16 protein-coding genes and 1 tRNA gene are annotated in these 17,745 nt (G+C 69.2%); 8 read left to right on the top strand and 9 right to left on the bottom strand.

All coding sequences use genetic code 11. The features are described from left to right. The first annotated feature begins 10 nt into the window (after positions 1-10). On the top strand, positions 11-778 hold the full coding sequence (locus tag ACFWHT_RS08620; protein WP_378827347.1) for an ATP-binding cassette domain-containing protein: 768 nt from the start codon (positions 11-13) through the stop codon (positions 776-778). Between the two features lie 88 nt (positions 779-866). Then, positions 867-942: transfer RNA gene (locus ACFWHT_RS08615), tRNA-Asn, on the top strand. Positions 943-1,070: 128 nt separating this feature from the next. Here ACFWHT_RS08615 and ACFWHT_RS08610 read toward each other — a convergent pair. Then, entirely contained in the window at positions 1,071-1,586 is a 516-nt protein-coding gene (locus tag ACFWHT_RS08610) for a septum formation family protein (protein WP_378827346.1), read from the bottom strand. A gap of 98 nt (positions 1,587-1,684) precedes the next feature. After that, complete coding sequence (def, locus tag ACFWHT_RS08605; RefSeq protein ID WP_378827344.1) at positions 1,685-2,251, bottom strand: peptide deformylase; 567 nt, start codon at positions 2,249-2,251, stop codon at positions 1,685-1,687. A gap of 43 nt (positions 2,252-2,294) precedes the next feature. On the opposite strand from def, the gene ACFWHT_RS08600 reads away from it, so the two are divergent. After that, positions 2,295-3,332, top strand: coding sequence for a DMT family transporter (locus ACFWHT_RS08600; RefSeq protein ID WP_378827342.1), 1,038 nt, complete (start codon positions 2,295-2,297; stop codon positions 3,330-3,332). On the opposite strand, the gene pgl is transcribed toward ACFWHT_RS08600, so the two are convergent. The 6 genes from pgl to tkt are packed head-to-tail and all read right to left on the bottom strand — an operon-like array spanning position 3,326 to position 11,466. Further along, positions 3,326-4,105, bottom strand: a complete 780-nt coding sequence (gene pgl, locus ACFWHT_RS08595) for a 6-phosphogluconolactonase (RefSeq protein WP_378827340.1) — start codon at positions 4,103-4,105, stop codon at positions 3,326-3,328. The genes ACFWHT_RS08600 and pgl overlap by 7 nt on opposite strands. A gap of 4 nt (positions 4,106-4,109) precedes the next feature. Further along, on the bottom strand, positions 4,110-5,045 hold the full coding sequence (locus tag ACFWHT_RS08590; RefSeq protein ID WP_378827338.1) for a glucose-6-phosphate dehydrogenase assembly protein OpcA: 936 nt from the start codon (positions 5,043-5,045) through the stop codon (positions 4,110-4,112). Continuing rightward, positions 5,042-6,592: a glucose-6-phosphate dehydrogenase gene (gene zwf / locus ACFWHT_RS08585; RefSeq protein WP_378827336.1), complete on the bottom strand. Its 1,551-nt coding sequence runs from the start codon at positions 6,590-6,592 to the stop codon at positions 5,042-5,044. Before zwf ends, ACFWHT_RS08590 begins: the two co-directional genes overlap by 4 nt. A gap of 34 nt (positions 6,593-6,626) precedes the next feature. Next, the gene (locus tag ACFWHT_RS08580; protein WP_378827334.1) at positions 6,627-8,231 is read right to left on the bottom strand and encodes a glucose-6-phosphate isomerase; all 1,605 of its coding nucleotides are present in this window, start codon (positions 8,229-8,231) and stop codon (positions 6,627-6,629) included. After that, positions 8,228-9,340 carry a transaldolase gene (gene tal / locus ACFWHT_RS08575; RefSeq protein ID WP_378827332.1) on the bottom strand — a complete coding sequence of 371 codons (1,113 nt, stop codon included), beginning with the start codon at positions 9,338-9,340 and terminating at the stop codon, positions 8,228-8,230. Before tal ends, ACFWHT_RS08580 begins: the two co-directional genes overlap by 4 nt. Positions 9,341-9,372: 32 nt before the next feature. Then, positions 9,373-11,466 carry a transketolase gene (gene tkt, locus ACFWHT_RS08570; RefSeq protein ID WP_378827330.1) on the bottom strand — a complete coding sequence of 698 codons (2,094 nt, stop codon included), beginning with the start codon at positions 11,464-11,466 and terminating at the stop codon, positions 9,373-9,375. A gap of 255 nt (positions 11,467-11,721) precedes the next feature. On the opposite strand from tkt, the gene ACFWHT_RS08565 reads away from it, so the two are divergent. Continuing rightward, positions 11,722-12,642, top strand: coding sequence for a heme o synthase (locus tag ACFWHT_RS08565; RefSeq protein WP_378827956.1), 921 nt, complete (start codon positions 11,722-11,724; stop codon positions 12,640-12,642). Between the two features lie 32 nt (positions 12,643-12,674). Here ACFWHT_RS08565 and ACFWHT_RS08560 read toward each other — a convergent pair whose 3' ends face one another. Next, positions 12,675-13,796, bottom strand: coding sequence for a heme A synthase (locus tag ACFWHT_RS08560; RefSeq protein WP_378827327.1), 1,122 nt, complete (start codon positions 13,794-13,796; stop codon positions 12,675-12,677). Positions 13,797-14,028: 232 nt separating this feature from the next. Here ACFWHT_RS08560 and sufB point away from each other — a divergent pair, with 232 nt between their 5' ends. The 4 genes from sufB to sufC are packed head-to-tail and all read left to right on the top strand — an operon-like array spanning position 14,029 to position 17,739. Then, positions 14,029-15,447 carry a Fe-S cluster assembly protein SufB gene (sufB, locus tag ACFWHT_RS08555; protein ID WP_378827325.1) on the top strand — a complete coding sequence of 473 codons (1,419 nt, stop codon included), beginning with the start codon at positions 14,029-14,031 and terminating at the stop codon, positions 15,445-15,447. Position 15,448: 1 nt separating this feature from the next. Continuing rightward, positions 15,449-16,645, top strand: coding sequence for a Fe-S cluster assembly protein SufD (sufD, locus tag ACFWHT_RS08550; protein WP_378827323.1), 1,197 nt, complete (start codon positions 15,449-15,451; stop codon positions 16,643-16,645). Further along, positions 16,642-16,968, top strand: coding sequence for a non-heme iron oxygenase ferredoxin subunit (locus ACFWHT_RS08545; protein ID WP_378827322.1), 327 nt, complete (start codon positions 16,642-16,644; stop codon positions 16,966-16,968). The genes sufD and ACFWHT_RS08545 overlap by 4 nt, the downstream gene beginning before the upstream one ends. Beyond that, positions 16,969-17,739, top strand: coding sequence for a Fe-S cluster assembly ATPase SufC (gene sufC / locus ACFWHT_RS08540; protein ID WP_378827320.1), 771 nt, complete (start codon positions 16,969-16,971; stop codon positions 17,737-17,739). The last annotated feature ends 6 nt before the right edge of the window (positions 17,740-17,745 follow it).

Raw genomic sequence — 17,745 nt, 5'->3', positions numbered from 1 at the left:
GGATGGAGTCATGCCTGCCGCCGCCGACGCCGCCATCGAGAGCTCCGATCTGGTCATCGACCGGGTCGGACACGGGGGAGTGACCCGCGCCGTGGACGGCGTGACGTTCACTGTCCGCCCGGGAGAGCTGATGTGCATCGGCGGAGCGACCGGGTCGGGAAAGTCGACGCTCGTCGCCGCTCTGGCCGGAGTCAGCGACCCCTCGCTGAAGGTGGCGGGCGGGCGCGCCCGCGTGTGCGGCGTCGACATCCGCAGGCCGGGCAGGAAGCGACGCATCCTGACGGCGCTCAGCGGCTACCTTCCGCAGGGAGCCGGAGCGAATCTGCCGCCGCGGCTGACTATCGGCGAGGTGATCGGCGAGCCGATCACCTCGCGTGAGAAGAAGGTCAACAGCAGGGCGCTCGCGATCCGGGTGGCATCGCTCCTGGACGAGCTGCATCTCCCGCTGGGGGCGGCCGGAAGGTTCCCGTACGAGCTCAGCGCCGGCATGCGCCAGCGCGTCGCGATCGCCCGTGCGCTCGTGCTCGAGCCGCGCGTGCTCATCGCCGACGAGCCGCTCGCCAATCTCGACCTGGAGGTGCGTCCGGTCGTCTTCGACGCGATCACACGGCGACGGACCGAGCAGTCGATGGCGGCGCTGCTGGTCACCAACGACGCGGCGTTCATCCGCGAGCTCGAGGCCGAGGCGCTGATGCTCCGCGGAGGTCATGTGGTGGCCCGCGGCATCGGCCGCAACCTCATCTGGGCACCGAACGCCGAGGCCGATACCACCCGCTGAATGCGCCACGCCCGGGCCGCCGCCCGTGTTCGGCAGTCGCTTCGGAGTTTGCTAAGCTGGATGAGTTGCCCGCCCGCGGGAAGCATGATCCTCGGTAGCTCAATTGGCAGAGCAGCCGGCTGTTAACCGGCAGGTTCTTGGTTCGAGTCCAAGCCGGGGAGCCAACCCCTCGAAACCCCGTCCTCGTGGCGGGGTTTCGTCGTCTCCGACGCCGCCATCTCGAAGGGGGACGACGAGGGCCCCGCCGCGCTCGTCGGTCGGACGAGGCGACAGGGCCCTCACAACCGGTTTCTCAGGCCTTGGCACCCTTCATCGACGCATCGAGCTTGGACTCGTCCTCGGCGTAGAGCACGCACTGGATCAGCCGGTCGTCGAGCTCGGTCCAGCCCTGTGAGGTCGGCCAGTAGTAGAAGTAGTGCAGAGCGGACTCCTCGGCGGCCACGCCCACGAACGTCGCGAACTCGGCCGCGCACTTCTCTTCGGCCGCGGCGACGATCTCGTCCTCGGCCGGATAGTCCCCCTCGGGCAGGTCGAACTCGAAGTAGACCTCCTCGTCGTGCGGCTCGTCGCACGGCACGACGTTGGTGTCGCTGAGCTGCTCGCTGTTCTGATCGTCGACCAGCTTGCAGTCGCCCACCTTCAGCTTGAAGATGTCGATGCTCGACTCCTCGGTGACGCTGCCGGCCTCGTCGCGCTGGGCGTCACCGCTGAAGAGGTTGGCGGGCACGCTGCAGGCGCTGAGCAGAGCGGCGAGGATCACGGCCGCGCCGGTCATGGCGAATCCGCGGCGAAGGGGGCTGGACGACATACGTGTGCTCCTGAAGAGAAGAGGGGGAACGGCGGCGATGCTGCTCGCCATCCCACACCGTACTGATCAGCGATCGACCCCGCCAAATCGACGGCGGATCAGCCCTCGAGGTCGTCCACTCCGGGCATCCAGCTCGCACCGCCCCGGGTCCACCCGCGCTTGCGGGCGATCTTCTGCACGGTCTTCGCATCTGCGTCGGAGAGGCGATCGACGTAGAGGACGCCGTCCAGATGATCGAACTCGTGCTGCATGATGCGCGCCCGCCAGCCGTCGACCTCGATGCGCACCGACGCGCCGGACAGATCGACGCCGGTCACGATCACGCGCTCGGAGCGGCGCAGGGCGAAGCGCTCACCCGGGAAGGACAGGCAGCCCTCCGACTCCTCGTCGGGATCGGGGGCGCCGGGAACCAGAGGCGCCATCCAGAGCACGGGGTTGATGATCTCGCCGCGCCACGGCAGCTCGTCGTCGTCGACGTACGAGTACACGTAGATCCGCAGCGCCACACCCACCTGGGGAGCTGCGAGCCCGACGCCGGGAGCGAGGTCCATGGTCTCGTACATGTCCGCCACGAGGGTGCGGATCTCGTCGGTGATCTCGTCGACCTCGGATGCGGGGGAGTGCAGCACGGGGTCGCCCATGATGCGGATCGGAAGAACAGCCACGCCACAACACTACTGGGCGCCTCGCGCCAGGTAGGGTGAAACGGTGCATCATGGGGTGGAGTCCGCGGCCGGCGTGAGTGATCAGCTCATCGGCGTCTTCCAGAACCCGGCGCTGCTGCTGGGCATCCCCCTCGCCCTGGCCGGTGCCGTGTTCATGTCGCTCGGGGCGCAGTACCAGCACCGCGGCGTGGAGAAGGTCGAGCGGATCACCGGCGTGGAGGGCACGACCGGTCTCAGCGGCACCCAGATGAAGGGTCTGCTCACCCGGCCGTCCTGGATCATCGGCACGATCATGCTCGGCTTCGCGATCCTCTGCCAGCTCAGCGCCATGGCGATCGCTCCGCTGATCGTCGTGCAGCCGCTCGGCGCCGTCGCGCTCGTCGTGACGACCCTGCTCAACGCGCGCGTCTCGGGGCACAGTCCCACGCGCCAGTCGCTCATCGCGATCAGCAGCTGCCTCGGCGGCATCTTCCTGTTCGTCGCCCTCGCCGCGTTCTACGCCGTGGAGCGGGAGATCAGCAACGAGGACCTCTTCACGATCCTGGCCGTGCTGCTCGTCGTGATCATCGTGCTCGGCGCCTTCTGGCTGGTGCTGCGGCACCGCATGCGGGCGCTGTTCTACGTCACCGGCGCCGGGATCCTGTACGGCTTCGTCGCGACGCTGGCCAAGGCGGTCATCAGCCGCATCCAGAACGGCAACTTCGAGTGGCTCACCGTGGTCTGCGTGATCGCGCTCATCGCCGCGGCGGCCGTCGGCGCCTACTTCGTGCAGACCGCCTACAGCTCCGGCCCGCCCGATCTCGTCATCGCAGGCCTCACGGTGATCGACCCGATCGTGGCGGTGCTCATCGGCGCGCTCGTCCTCGGCGAGGCCGAGGCCGCGCCGGTGCCGGTGCTGATCTTGTTCGTCGTCGCCGGTGCGATCGCCGTGTTCGGAGTGTTCGGCCTCGCGCGCTACCACCCTCAGGTGCTCAGCGAGAGCCAGGAGCTGGGGATCGAGCGCGGCAGCAGCGGGGACGGGTCGGGGACGGCGCCTTCCTCTGACGTGCCGCGGCCGCGCGACGGTGAGCCGCCTCAGTAGTCGCGGTCGATGAGCTCGGGTGCGACCTCGGATGCGGCGGCCTCGTCGACGAAGAACACCGTGCGCCGGCGCCCCTTCGCCCCCGCTGCGGGAACGCTCGCGTAACTCGCACCGGCCAGGGCCAGACCGAGTGCCGACGCCTTGTCCGCACCGGTGAGCACCAGCCACACGCGCTTGGAGGCGTTCAGCACGGGTCGGGTGAGCGTCACGCGCTCCGGCGGCGGCTTCGGCGAATCACGGACCGGCAGTACAGCGGCATCCGTCACGGTCACCTCGGGGCGATCCGGGAAAAGCGATGCGATGTGTCCGTCCGGACCGACGCCGAGGAAGCACACCGCGAACGACGGCCAGGGCTCGTCGTCGATGCCGAATCGCGCCAGCTCGGCGGCATACGCCGACGCCGCCTCGTCCAGGCCGACGCCGTCGGAGGGAGCGGCGACCTCGTGGATGTTCTCCGCAGGCAGCGGGAGCTGGTCCAGCAGCGCCCGGCGGGACTGCAGCGAGGTGCGGTCCGGGTCGTCGCGGTCGACGAACCGCTCGTCCCCCCACCAGAAGTGCACGAGCGACCAGTCGATCTCGTCGATGCGGTCGTCGTCCGCTGCGGCGGCGAGCACCGCTCCGCCCATGGACCCGCCTGTCAGGCAGACGTGCGCCAGCCGCCCATTCCGAGTGCGCGCCCTGACGCGGGTGAGGAAGCGGTCTGCGACCCGTGCGGCCACGCCGGCCGGGGTCGGCTGCACGACGACGGACTTGGTCGAACGCTGGACCTTCACGCGATCACGCACCCTTCTCCGGCGGACCGAGGCGCTCCCAGCCCTCCGTGATGACCCGACCGTACAGCAGGTCGGCGTCGAGGCGGCGCAGCTCCTCGGCGAGGCACTCCCGCAGGGTGCGGCGCGGCAGGTGCAGCTCATGGTCCGGCTGACCGGGCTGGGTGAGCACGGCCACTCCCGGCGCGGGGCGCTCGAGCAGGATGTCGCCGCTGGCCCGCGTGAGGCGCACCGACTTGATGCCCTCCTGCCAGCTGTCCGGCTCCTCGTACGACCAGGTGACCGGAACATCCAGTGCCATGCGCAGCCACGCGGCGAGCAGCGCGGTCGAGGGCGAGGCGGCGGCGCCGCGCACCTCGACCGCGGTGACGCGCTCGTACGGCGGCTGGTCGAGCACCGCCGCGAGCTGCTCGCGCCAGTGCGTCAGCCGGGTCCACGCCAGATCGGTGTCTCCCGGAGCGTGCGTGCGCCCCAGCAGCGCCAGGCGGTCCCGTACGTCGGGAGAGGTGGCGGCGTCGGTGATGCGCCGCTGCGCGATGCGGCCGAGGGGCGATGCCGCGGCATCCGTCGGAGCCTCCTCCGGCCACCAGGCCACGACCGGGGCGTCCGGCAGGAGCAGGCCGGTGACCAGGCTCTCGGCGTTGCTGGCGGCATCGCCGAAGGCGTGCAGCACCACGACCTCGCTGGCGCCGGCGTCACCGCCGACGCGGATCTGCGCGTCGAGGTGGGCGTCGCCCTCGCCCGTGACGAGCACGATCACGCGCATGGGGTGCTCGCGGGACGCGTCGTTGGCGGCGTCGATCGCGGCCTCGGCCACACCGTTGCGCGCGACGATGAGCAGCGTGAGAACGCGGCCGAGGGCGACCGCGCCGCCCTCTTCGCGCACCTTCACCAGCTGCTTGGCGACCTGGCTGACCGTCGTGTCGGGAAGGTCGATGATCACGGGCGTCTCCAGACTCGTCCGTCACGGGCAAGAAGGTCGTCGGCGGATGCCGGACCCCAGGAACCGGGTGCGTACTGCTCCAGCGGCGTGTGCAGCGAGGACCAGTACTCCTCGACCGGGTCGAGGATCTTCCACGACAGCTCCACCTCCTCGTGGCGGGGGAACAGCGGCGGGTCTCCCAGCAGCACGTCGAGGATCAGGCGCTCGTAGGCTTCGGGGCTCGCCTCGGTGAAGGCGTGGCCGTAGCCGAAGTCCATCGTCACGTCTCGCACGTTCGCACCGCTTCCGGGCACCTTCGAGCCGAAGCGGATGGTGACGCCCTCGTCGGGCTGCACGCGGATGACGAGCGCGTTCTGCCCCAGCTCGGAGGTCTGCGACCGACCGAACAGGTGCTCGGGCGCGCGCTTGAAGACCACGGCGATCTCGGTCACCCGGCGTCCGAGTCTCTTGCCGGTGCGCAGGTAGAACGGCACGCCCGCCCAGCGCCGGGTGTCGATCTCGAGCTTGATGGCGGCATAGGTCTCCGTGGAGGACTGCGGCGCCATGCCGTCCTCCTCGAGGAAGCCGTTGACCTTCTCGCCGCCCTGCCATCCGCCCGCGTACTGCCCGCGCGCGGTGGCCAGCGAGATGTCGTCGGGCAGGCGCACCGCCGAGAGCACCTTCTCCTTCTCGGAGCGCAGATGATCGGCCGACATGCTGATCGGCTCCTCCATCGCCGTGAGGGCGAGCAGCTGCAGCAGGTGGTTCTGGATCACGTCGCGCGCCGCGCCGATGCCGTCGTAGTAGCCCGCGCGACCGCCGACGCCGATGTCCTCGGCCATCGTGATCTGCACGTGGTCGACGTAGTTGCGGTTCCACAACGGCTCGTACAGCTCGTTCGCGAAGCGCAGCGCCAGGATGTTCTGCACCGTCTCCTTGCCGAGATAGTGGTCGATGCGGAAGATCGCGTCGGCGGGGAAGGCGGACTCGAGCGCCTCGTTCAGTGCACGGGCGGTCTCGAGGTCGCTGCCGAACGGCTTCTCGATCACCACGCGACGCCAGTGCAGATCGTCCGCGCTCTGCTCGCCGACCAGTCCCGACTCCCGCAGCTGCTTCGCCACCTGGGGGAAGTCCTTCGGGGGGATCGAGAGGTAGTACGCGTGGTTTCCCATGGTGCCGCGTTCGACGTCGAGCTTCTCGACGGTCTCGCGCAGACGGCGGAAGGAGTCGGGGTCGTCGAAGGTGCCCTGGACGAACCGGATGCCCTGCAGCAGCTGCTGCCAGGTCTCCTCGCGGAACTCGGTGCGCGCGTGCTGCTTGACAGCCTCGTAGACGACCTGGGCGAAGTTCTGGTCCTCCCAGTCGCGGCGGGCGAAGCCGACCAGCGCGAACCCGGGCGGCAGCAGGCCGCGGTTGGCGAGATCGTACACGGCGGGCATGAGCTTCTTGCGCGACAGGTCGCCGGTCACGCCGAAGATCACCAGGGCGCTGGGACCGGCGATCCGGTTGAGGCGGCGGTCATCGGGGTCGCGGAGCGGATTGTGTCCGCGCGAGATGGGGGCAGTCATCGGTGGGGGATATCTCCAGGTCTTCCGGACGGGGTCACTGAGTGGCGGTGAAGAGGGCGAGCACGTCGTCGGCGGCATCCGTGATCGTCAGCGAGACGACGGGGCGCCCGAGCGAGGAGAGCACCGATGCGTCGCCGGATGCCTGCGCCTGCAGGAGCTCGCCGAAGGTGTAGGGGCGACCGGGGATCTCCAGGTCCACGTCGGTGCGCTCGAGGATCTGCAGGAAGACGCCGGTGGCGGGCCCGCCCTTGTGGAACTGCCCGGTGGAGTGCAGGAAGCGCGGTCCCCACCCGAAGGTGGCAGGGCGGCCCGAATCGGCCGCCGCCATCTCGCGCAGACCCTCCAGCTGACCCAGCTCGAGGCGGTTCACGTACGCCTGCACCGACACGTAGCCGTCGGAGGGGAGCTCGGCCCAGAGTGCGTCGAGCACGCCCTCCACCGTTCCGGAGGCGGCAAGACGCGGATCGCTGACGCGCACCTCGATGCCGTCCTGGACGAAGGCCGGCTCGGAGGAGGCGGGGCGACGGTCGAGGAGTCCGCGCGCCGCCGCTTTGGCGGATTCCACATCGGGCTGGTCGAAGGGGTTGATGCCGAGCAGGTGCCCGGCGATGGCTGTCGCGTGCTCCCAGAGCAGGAACAGCGCGCCCAGGCTGCCGCTGACGAGGATCTCGCCGGGGTGTCGGTCGCGCAGGTGGAACTCGTCGGCATCCTCGACCAGACGCACGATCTGCAGATCCGCGGGACGTGCCTCGAGCTCGGGTGAGACGGGCAGCATCACCACCGGCAGGATGCCGGTGCCCTGCTTGCCCGTGGACTCGGCGATGAGCTGCTCGACCCAGTCGGGGAGCCCCTCGACATGGGTGCCGTCGCTGATCAGGCCCAGTTTGTCCCGACGCGGCGAGCCGCCCGCGATCGCCGCGGCCAGCCGCAGCGCGGGATTCTCGGGGGAGTCGATCGCGAGCTCCAGCAGCGACGCCTCCGCCTCATCCAGCAGCTCTCCGATGTCGACGCCGGCGAGCCCCGCGGGCACGAGGCCGAAGGCGGTGAGCGCGGAGTAGCGGCCCCCGACGTTCGGGTCGGCGTGGAACACGCGGCAGCCCGCCGTGCGAGCCGCGTCGTCGAGCGCCGAGCCCGGGTCTGTCACCACGACGATGTGTCGGGCGGGATCGATCCCGAGGTCGGTGAACGCCGCCTCGAAGGCACGGCGCTGAGCATCGGTCTCGACCGTCGTGCCGGACTTCGACGACACGACGAGCACGGTGCGGGCGAGATCGCCGTCCAGGGCGGCGAGCACCTGCGCGGGCGCCGTCGAGTCCAGAACCGTGAGAGGGACGCCGGAGGTCCTGGCGATCACCTCGGGTGCGAGCGATGAGCCGCCCATCCCGGCAAGCACCACCCGGTCGACGCCCTCCGCCGCGAGCTCCTCGCGCAGCGCGACGATCTCGTCGACGAGGGGACGGGACACCGAGACGGCCTCCACCCAGCCGAGGCGCACGGCGGCGTCGGCCTCGGCATCCGGGCCCCACAGGGTCGGGTCGCCGGCGGTGACACGTGACGCGACCAGATCGGCGACGAGGCCGTGGACGAGTTCGTCCACGGCACCCTTCGCCGCCTGCGACACGTGCACCGAGACGCTCATCGCGCGGCTTCCAGCCCCTCGGTCACCTGGGCGAGCAGACCGTGCCACGAGTCGATGAACTTCTCGACGCCCTCGTCCTCGAGCACCTGGGTGACGTCGTCGAAGTCGACACCCACGTTCTTCAGACCTGCGAACACCTCGCGAGCGTCGTCGTAGCCGCCGGTGACGGTGTCGCCGGTGACGACTCCGTGGTCGAAGGCGGCCTCGAGGGTCTTCTCGGGCATCGTGTTGACGACGCCGCGCGCCACGAGCTCGGTGACGTACAGCGTGTCGGGCAGGTTCGGGTCCTTCACACCGGTCGACGCCCACAGCGGACGCTGCAGGTTCGCGCCGGCGGAGATCAGCGCCTGCGCGCGCTCGCCCGCGAAGGTCTTCTCGAACAGCTCGTAGGCGAGCCGGGCGTTGGCCAGCCCCGCCTTGCCCTTCAGGGCCGCGGCCTCATCCGTGCCGATGGCGGCGAGACGCTTGTCGGTCTCGGTGTCGACGCGCGAGACGAAGAAGGACGCGACCGAGTGGATCGTGGACAGATCGGTGCCGGCGGCCTTCGCCGTCTCCAGACCCGTCAGGTATGCGTCGATCACCTCGGCGTAGCGCTCCAGGCTGAAGATCAGCGTCACGTTCACGCTGATGCCCGCACCGATCGCCTGTGCGATGGCGGGGAGGCCGGCCTTGGTCGCGGGGATCTTGACGAGCAGGTTCGGGCGGTCGATCTTCGCCCACAGCTCCTTGGCCTGCGCGACGGTGCCGTCGGTGTCGTGAGCCAGATCGGGGGAGACCTCGATCGAGACGCGGCCGTCGACGTGATCGGTCGCCTCCCAGACGGGGCGGAAGACGTCGAGGGCGGCCCCGACGTCCTGCGTGGTCGCGGCGAACACGGCCTCCTCGGCCGAGGCTCCGGCGGCGGCGAGTTCGCTGACCTGAGCGTCGTAGGACGTGTTGCTCGCGTCGGTGATCGCGTTGGCGAAGATCGTCGGGTTGGTGGTCACGCCCGTGACGTTGCGCGTCTCGATGAGCTGCTGAAGGTTGCCGGACGTGATCCGGGTGCGGGACAGGTCGTCGAGCCAGATGCTGACGCCGGCGGCGGAAAGGTCTGCGGTGGGGGTGCTCATGCGTTCTCCTCAGTGCTGTCTGCTGCTGCCGCTCACGCGGCGGCGATGGTCTCGCGAGCCGCCTGGACGACGGCCTCGGCGGTGATGCCGAACTTCTGGAACAGGGTCTTGTAGTCGGCGGAGGCGCCGAAGTGGTCGATGCCGACGGAGCGACCGCGGTCGCCCACGATGCCCCGCCAGCTGAGGACGGAGCCTGCCTCCACCGACACCCGCGCGGTGACGGCCTTCGGCAGCACGGACTCGCGGTACGCCTCGTCCTGCTCGGCGAACCACTCGAGCGAGGGGGCCGAGACGACGCGCGCGTTCACGCCCTCGGCGGCCAACGTCTCGCGTGCGGCGACGGCCAGCTGCACCTCGGATCCGGTGGCGATCAGGATCACGTCAGGGCTTCCGCCCGCGGCCTCGGCGAGCACGTACGCGCCCCTGGCCGTGTGGGACGCCGACGCGAACTCGTCGCCGGTGGCCGCCCCCTCGCCGCGTGCGAACACCGGGATGTTCTGACGGGTCAGCGCGATGCCGACGGGACCGCCGTGGCGTCGCAGGATCTCCAGCCATGCCGCGGCGGTCTCGTTGCCGTCCGCGGGACGCACCACGGTGAAGTTCGGGATGGCGCGAAGCGACGCGAGCTGCTCGATGGGCTGGTGGGTCGGCCCGTCCTCGCCGAGTGCGACGGAGTCGTGCGTCCAGACGAAGATGCTGGGGATGTCCATCAGCGCGGCCAACCGGACGGCGGGACGCATGTAGTCGCTGAAGATGAGGAACGTGCCGCCGAAGGCCCGGGTCGGACCGTGCAGCGTGATGCCGTTCAGGATCGAGCCCATCGCGTGCTCGCGGATGCCGAAGTGCAGCACGCGGCCGTAGGGGCTCGCCTTCCAGTCGTGCGTGGACCACTCCTCGGGGATGAACGAAGGGGCCCCCGAGATGGTGGTGTTGTTCGAGCCGGCGAGGTCGGCGGAGCCGCCCCAGAGTTCGGGGAGCTCGGGGGCGAGCGCGTTGATGACCTTGCCCGAGGCGGCCCGGGTGGAGACCTCGGTGCCGCTCTCGAAGGTGGGGAGCGCGTTCTCGATCCCCTCCGGGAGCGCCTGCGCCTCCAGCCGGTCGAGCAGCGCCTTGCGCTCCGGGTTCGCCGACGCCCAGGCGTCGAACGTCTGCTGCCATGCCGCGCGGGTCTCCCGGGCGCGGTCGGCGAGGCTGCGCGTGTGGGCGATGACCGCGTCGTCGACGACGAAGGACTTCTCGGGATCGAAGCCCAGCACCTCCTTGGTCGCCGCGACCTCGTCTGCGCCGAGCGCGTTGCCGTGCACGGACTCGGTGCCCGACTTGTTCGGTGCGGGCCAGCCGATGATCGTCTTCAGGATGACGAGCGTCGGCCTGGTCGTCTCGGCCCTGCCCTGCGCGAGGGCGTCGTCGAGCTCCTGCACGTCCTCGACGTACTGTCCCGTGCGGCGCCAGTCGACCTCGAGCACCTGCCAGCCGTACGACTCGTAGCGTGCACGCACGTCTTCGGTGAAGGCGACGTCGGTGTCGCCCTCGATGGAGATCTGGTTGGAGTCGTAGATCGCGATGAGATTGCCGAGCTGCTGGTGGCCCGCGAGCGACGACGCCTCGCTGGTCACACCCTCCTGCAGATCGCCGTCGCCCGCGATCACGTAGACGTGGTGGTCGAAGGGGCTGGTGCCGGCCGCGGCATCCGGGTCGAACAGACCGCGCTCGTAGCGGGCGGCGTAGGCGAAGCCGACGGCGGAGGCCAGCCCCTGCCCGAGCGGACCGGTGGTGATCTCCACGCCCTTGGTGTGCCCGTACTCCGGGTGGCCCGGCGTCAGCGAGCCCCAGGTGCGCAGGGACTCCAGGTCCGACAGCTCCAGCCCGAACCCGCCCAGGTACAGCTGCACGTACTGAGTGAGGGAGGAGTGCCCCACCGACAGGATGAAACGGTCGCGGCCGAGCCAGTCGGTGTCGGCCGGGTCGTGACGCATCACGCGCTGATACAGCAGGTACGCCACGGGGGCGAGACTCATCGCCGTTCCCGGGTGGCCGTTGCCGACCTTCTGCACCGCATCCGCAGCCAGCACCCGGGCGGTGTCCACCGCTCGACGGTCGATCTCATCCCACTGAAGCTCTGACACGGCCATACTCCTTCTGACGCTTGCGGAGGCACCCGTATTCCTGCGCGGTCCGCGTCGTCACGGAATGGTGTGCACAGCGCCCGGGCGCGCGAGTGATTTTCAGCATACCCGCGGCCGATCGCCCGCTGTGGGTGCATTTCAACCCGCGGCCCAGCCGGAGCGGCGGCACGGGTTCCGCCACTTCCCGACGCGTCGGCCCGTCATGCCCGAGGCACTAGACTGGAAGGAGTGTCCGCTTGCGCTCAGAAGGAGGGGATCGCGATCACGTCGACATCGCAGACCGCTGAGACCGAGTACTCGTTCGGTCAGAAGATCCGCGGTTACATCGCCCTCACCAAGCCGCGCGTGATGGAGCTGCTGCTCGTCTCCACCGTGCCGGTCATGTTCCTGGCGCAGGGCGGCATGCCCAGCCTGTGGCTGATCTTCGCCACGGTTCTCGGCGGCGCGATGAGCGCGGCATCCGCGGCATCCTTCAACATGTACCTCGACCGGGACATCGACGTGCACATGAAGCGCACCGAGAAGCGGCCTCTGGTCACGGGAGAGGTGTCGCCGCGCGGCGCCCTGGTGTTCTCGTGGGTGCTCGCGGTCGTCTCCACCGTCTGGCTGCTGCTGACCACGAACTGGCTCGCCGCCGCACTGTCGGCCGGAGCGATCTTCTTCTACGTCGTCATCTACACGATGATCCTCAAGCGCCGCACCGAGCAGAACATCATCTGGGGCGGCATCGCCGGCTGCTTCCCGGTGCTCATCGGCTGGAGCGCCGTGACCGGCTCGCTCGACTGGCCCCCCTTCGTGCTGTTCGTGCTCGTGTTCCTCTGGACGCCTCCGCACTACTGGCCGCTGTCGATGAAGTACAAGGACGACTACGACGACGTCGACGTGCCCATGCTCGGTGTGACCCGCTCCGCCTCGCAGGTCGGCCTGCAGGTCATCCTCTACGCCTGGGCGACCTTCGCGTGCTCACTGCTGCTGGTTCCCGTCGCGCAGATGGGCATCGTCTACACCGTCTCCGCACTGGTGTTCGGCGGGTGGTTCATCTACGAGTCGCACCGTCTGTACAACCGTGCCGTGCGCGGTGGCGAGGCGCGTCCGATGCGGGTGTTCCACGCGTCGATCACCTACCTGACGCTGATCTTCCTCGCCGTCGCGGTCGACCCGCTGCTCCCGTTCTGATCGCCGGGCCTCTTTCGCATCGGTGGAGGAGCTCAGTCCTCCGCGTACGGGTTCGCGGCCCCGAGGGGCTTCTTGAGTTTCGTCACCACGACCGTGTAGGCGGCCGCGGACAGCGAGGCCAGCACCATGTGCAAGCCCACGAGCACGGCAGGCAGCCCGCTGCGCGCCTGAAGCACGCCGACTGCGACCTGCACGGCGATCGCCACGATGAGCACGAGCAGCCATCGCCGCGGCCGCAGGTGCAGCACCCAGGCTGCGATCGCGAGCGTGAGCACGAGTGCCGTGAGGATGTATCCCGGCCAGGAGTGCACGTGCGCCAGGATGCTCGCATCGAAACCCTCGCGCCGGATGTTCACGTCGCCGGAGTGCGGACCCGAGCCGGTGGTGAGCACACCGAAGAGGATCGTCAGCGCCAGGGCGAGGCCTGTCACGTGCGTGAGCGCCGCGAACCATCCGGGCACGGCCCGCTCCCGGGCTCCGACCGGGCCATCCAGACGCACCAGGAACAGGGCCGTCACGCACACCAGGAGCAGCGACGCGGTGTAGTGGAATCCGACGATGAAGGGGTTCAGGTCGCTGATCACCGCGAAGCCGCCGACCACGGCCTGCGCCATCACCCCGACGAGCACCACCCAGGCGAGCACGGCCAGGTCGCGCCGACGCGTCGTGCGTCGCAGCGAGTCGACGGCACCGGCCAGGACCGCCAGGAGCAGGACGGCCGACATCAGCGCGGCGGCGGCGGGCAAGTCGAGTGCGGATGCTGCGGCCCAGACCCCCACGGCGACGACGATCCCGCCCAGCGCGAACCAGACCGCGCGCACCACCAGTCGCCGGCCGCTCAGCGCGTGCAGGGTGAGCATCAGCACGGCCAGGGCCAGAAGGCCCACGATGCCCGTCATGGTGCGGTTGCCGAACTCGATGACCCCGTGAATGCCCTGCACCTCGAGGATCGGCACGAGGGACTCGGGAGTGCACAGCGGCCATTCCGAGCAGCCGAGGCCGGATCCGGTCAGTCGCACGGCACCGCCGGTGCCGATGATGAGCACCTCGGCGACGAACGACAGCCAGGCGAGAATGCGCAGCGGACGGCCCGGCACGATGCCGCGAGGGTCGGCGGGGATGACGGATGCGGTCGGGGCGGAGCTGGCGGGCATGTGTCCTCCGGTTCGGCTCGGCGACGGGCACGGCCCGGATGCCAGGTCGAACCTGTAGAATCGGATTGTTGTGATGGGTGCGCGAAGCGCGGCGTCCATCACTGACAGTTTAGGCGCGACGCGAGCGCCGATGATGGGGCCCACCAGCGGCATCCGATCTCCGCAGACTCGACGGAGGTCAGGTGTGTCGGGGCGGATGACACCGTTGAGGCCCGTTTGAGGAGAGTGTGTGATGTCGGATGTGCTGATCGACCGCCCGGAACTGGATGGTCTGGGGGTGTACGAATTCGGCTGGCACGACGCCGATGCGGCGGGAGCGAGCGCCAGGCGCGGGCTCTCCGAAGCCGTCGTGCGCGACATCTCGGCTCTCAAGAGCGAGCCGGAGTGGATGCTGAAGACCCGCCTGAAGGGCCTGTCGCTCTTCGGACGCAAGCCGATGCCGACCTGGGGCGCCGATCTCAGCGAGATCGACTTCGACAACATCAAGTACTTCGTGCGCTCCACCGAGAAGCAGGCGCAGTCCTGGGAGGACCTGCCCGCGGACATCCGTGAGACGTACGAGCGTCTGGGCATCCCCGAGGCCGAGCGCCAGCGCCTGGTCGCCGGCGTCGCCGCGCAGTACGAGTCCGAGGTCGTCTACCACCAGATCCGTGAGGACCTGGAGCAGCAGGGCGTCATCTTCATGGACACCGACACGGCGCTGCGTGAGCACCCCGAGTTCTTCGAGGAGTACTTCGGCACCGTCATCCCCGCCGGTGACAACAAGTTCGCGGCTCTCAACACCGCGGTCTGGTCGGGCGGGTCGTTCGTGTACGTGCCCAAGGGCGTGCACGTCGAAATCCCGCTCCAGGCGTACTTCCGCATCAACACCGAGAACATGGGGCAGTTCGAGCGCACCCTGATCATCGCGGACGAAGACAGCTACGTGCACTACATCGAAGGCTGCACGGCCCCGATCTACAAGTCCGACTCGCTGCACTCGGCCGTCGTCGAGATCATCGTGAAGAAGAACGCCCGCGTGCGCTACACGACGATCCAGAACTGGTCGAACAACGTCTACAACCTGGTCACCAAGCGCGCAGTGGCGCACGAGGGCGCGACCATGGAATGGGTCGACGGCAACATCGGGTCCAAGGTGACGATGAAGTACCCGTCGATCTATCTGATGGGCGAGCGCGCCAAGGGCGAGACCCTGTCGGTGGCCTTCGCCGGTCCGGGGCAGCATCAGGACGCCGGCGCGAAGATGATCCACATGGCGCCGTACACCCAGTCGTCGATCGTCTCGAAGTCGATCGCCCGCGGCGGTGGACGCTCGGGCTACCGCGGCGAGGTCCGCGTCGATCCGAACGCGCACCACTCGGCCAACTCCGTGGTGTGCGACGCCCTGCTCGTCGACACCCAGTCGCGCTCCGACACGTACCCCTCCATCGACATCCGTGTCGACGACGTGCAGCTGGGACACGAGGCGACCGTCTCCAAGGTCAGCGCGGAGCAGCTCTTCTACCTGCAGTCGCGCGGCATCGAGGAGACCGAGGCCATGGCGATGATCGTGCGCGGCTTCATCGAGCCGATCGCGCGGGAGCTGCCCATGGAGTACGCGATGGAACTGAACAAGCTCATCGAGATGGGCATGGAAGGCAGTGTCGGCTGAGATGACCGCCCCCACCCAGGCGCCCGCCGTGGCGCCGCAGACGAACGCGCACATCGACCCCGCGGCTCAGGTGGCGACGGCCGGCTTCGTACCGGTGCAGACGCGATCCGAGCGGCCGAGTTCGTTCGATCCCGACGACTTCGGCACGCCCACCGGCCGCGAGGTCAACTGGAAGCACACGCCCGTCGCGCAGCTCGCCTCGCTCTTCGAGCCGGCTGCCGCGAACGACGGCGTGACGTACACCATCAGCCACGAGCAGTACCTCTCCACACCGCTGCCTTTCGGCCAGGCACCGCGCGGCGAGTTCTTCACGCCGGAGGACATCGTGTCCGCGGTGGCCTGGCAGGGCTCCGCGGATGCCATGCACCTCAGCATCCCGAGCGATGAGGAGGTCGCCGAGCCGATCGTCCTGCAGATCGACGGCAACGGCGGACGCGCCGACGGTCACCTCGTGATCGAGGCGGGTCGTCACAGCGTGGCGACGGTGGTGCTGCGTCACTCCGGTGTCGCGCAGTACGCGCAGAACCTCGAGGTCATCGTCCGCGACGGCGCCAAGCTCACCCTCGTGAGCGTGCAGCAGTGGCACGACGACGCGATCCACTCCTCGGCGCACCAGGTGCGCGTCGACCGAGACGCGGAGCTCAACCACTTCGTGGTCAGCTTCGGCGGAGGCATCGTGCGGGTCAACCCCAGCGTCGAGCTCTCGGGGACCGGATCGCACGGCTACCTGTACGGGCTCTCGTTCGCCGACTCCGGTCAGCACCTGGAGAGCCAGGTCTACCTGCACCACAAGGGCGCGCACACGACCGGTGACGTGCTCTACAAGGGTGCGCTGCACGGATCCAGCGCCCACAGCGTGTGGATCGGCGATGTGCTCATCGGGCCGGATGCCGTCGGCACCGACTCCTACGAGGCGAACCGCAACCTCGTGCTCACCGAGGGTGCGCGGGCCGACTCGATCCCGAACCTCGAGATCGAGACCGGCGACATCGCCGGCGCGGGTCATGCCAGCGCCACCGGGCGCTTCGACGACGAGCAGCTGTTCTACCTGCAGGCGCGAGGCATCAGCGAGGAGGAGGCACGCCGCCTGGTGGTGCTCGGCTTCCTCACCGAGGTCGTGCAGCGCATCCGCATCCCCTCCCTCCAGGAGGAGCTGCTGTCCGCCATCGACGCTGAGCTCGCCGGAGTGACCGCGTGAGTGCGCAGCGCGCCTGCAGCGCCGGCGAGCTCGAGCCCGACACGCCCCTGCGCGTCGAGATCGGCGGCGTCGCGATCGCCATCGTGAAGGATGCCGACGGCGAGATCCACGCCATCGGCGACCGCTGCACGCACGGCGACATCTCGCTGTCCGAGGGCTTCGTCGAGGGCAAGACGCTGGAGTGCTGGGCCCACGGCTCGGCGTTCTCCCTCGAGACCGGCGTGCCCCTCAACCTCCCCGCTTACGAGCCCGTCCCCGTCTACGTCGTCGAGATCGACGGCGACGACGTGCTCATCGACCCCACTGTCACGAAGGAAGTCTGAATGTCTGTTCTCGAGATCCGCGACCTGCACGTGACGGTCGAGACCGAGGAGGGCACCGCGCCGATCCTCAACGGCGTCGACCTCACCATCCGCACCGGCGAGACCCACGCCATCATGGGCCCCAACGGCTCGGGCAAGTCGACCCTGGCCTACACGATCGCCGGCCACCCGAAGTACACCGTCACCCAGGGCACCATCACCTTCGACGGTGAGGACGTGCTGGAGATGAGCGTCGACGAGCGCGCCCGCGCCGGGCTCTTCCTGGCCATGCAGTACCCGGTGGAGATCCCCGGCGTCACCGTGACGAACTTCCTGCGCACCGCGAAGACGGCGCTCGACGGCGAGGCACCCTCGATCCGCCAGTGGACGAAGGACGTCAAGGGTGCGATGGCGAACCTGCGCATGGACCCCAAGTTCGCGCAGCGCAACGTCAACGAGGGATTCTCGGGCGGCGAGAAGAAGCGCCACGAGATCCTGCAGCTCGAGGTGCTCCAGCCGAAGTTCGCCGTGCTCGACGAGACGGACTCCGGTCTCGACGTCGATGCGCTCAAGATCGTCTCCGAGGGAGTGAACCGCGCCAAGGAGGCGACGAACCTCGGTGTGCTGCTCATCACGCACTACACCCGCATCCTGCGCTACATCCGCCCCGACTACGTGCACGTCGTCGTGGCGGGAAAGATCGTGGAAGAGGGCGGCCCGGAGCTGGCCGACCGGCTCGAGGACGAGGGCTACGATCGCTTCCTCGACCCCGCCGCGCCGATCGAAGCGTAGGCTGAG

Source organism: Microbacterium sp. NPDC058342 (genome assembly GCF_042723935.1).
Taxonomy (GTDB): domain Bacteria; phylum Actinomycetota; class Actinomycetes; order Actinomycetales; family Microbacteriaceae; genus Microbacterium.
The sequence above is the reverse complement of the archived record's forward strand: the minus strand, read 5'-3'. Positions and strand labels throughout refer to the sequence as shown.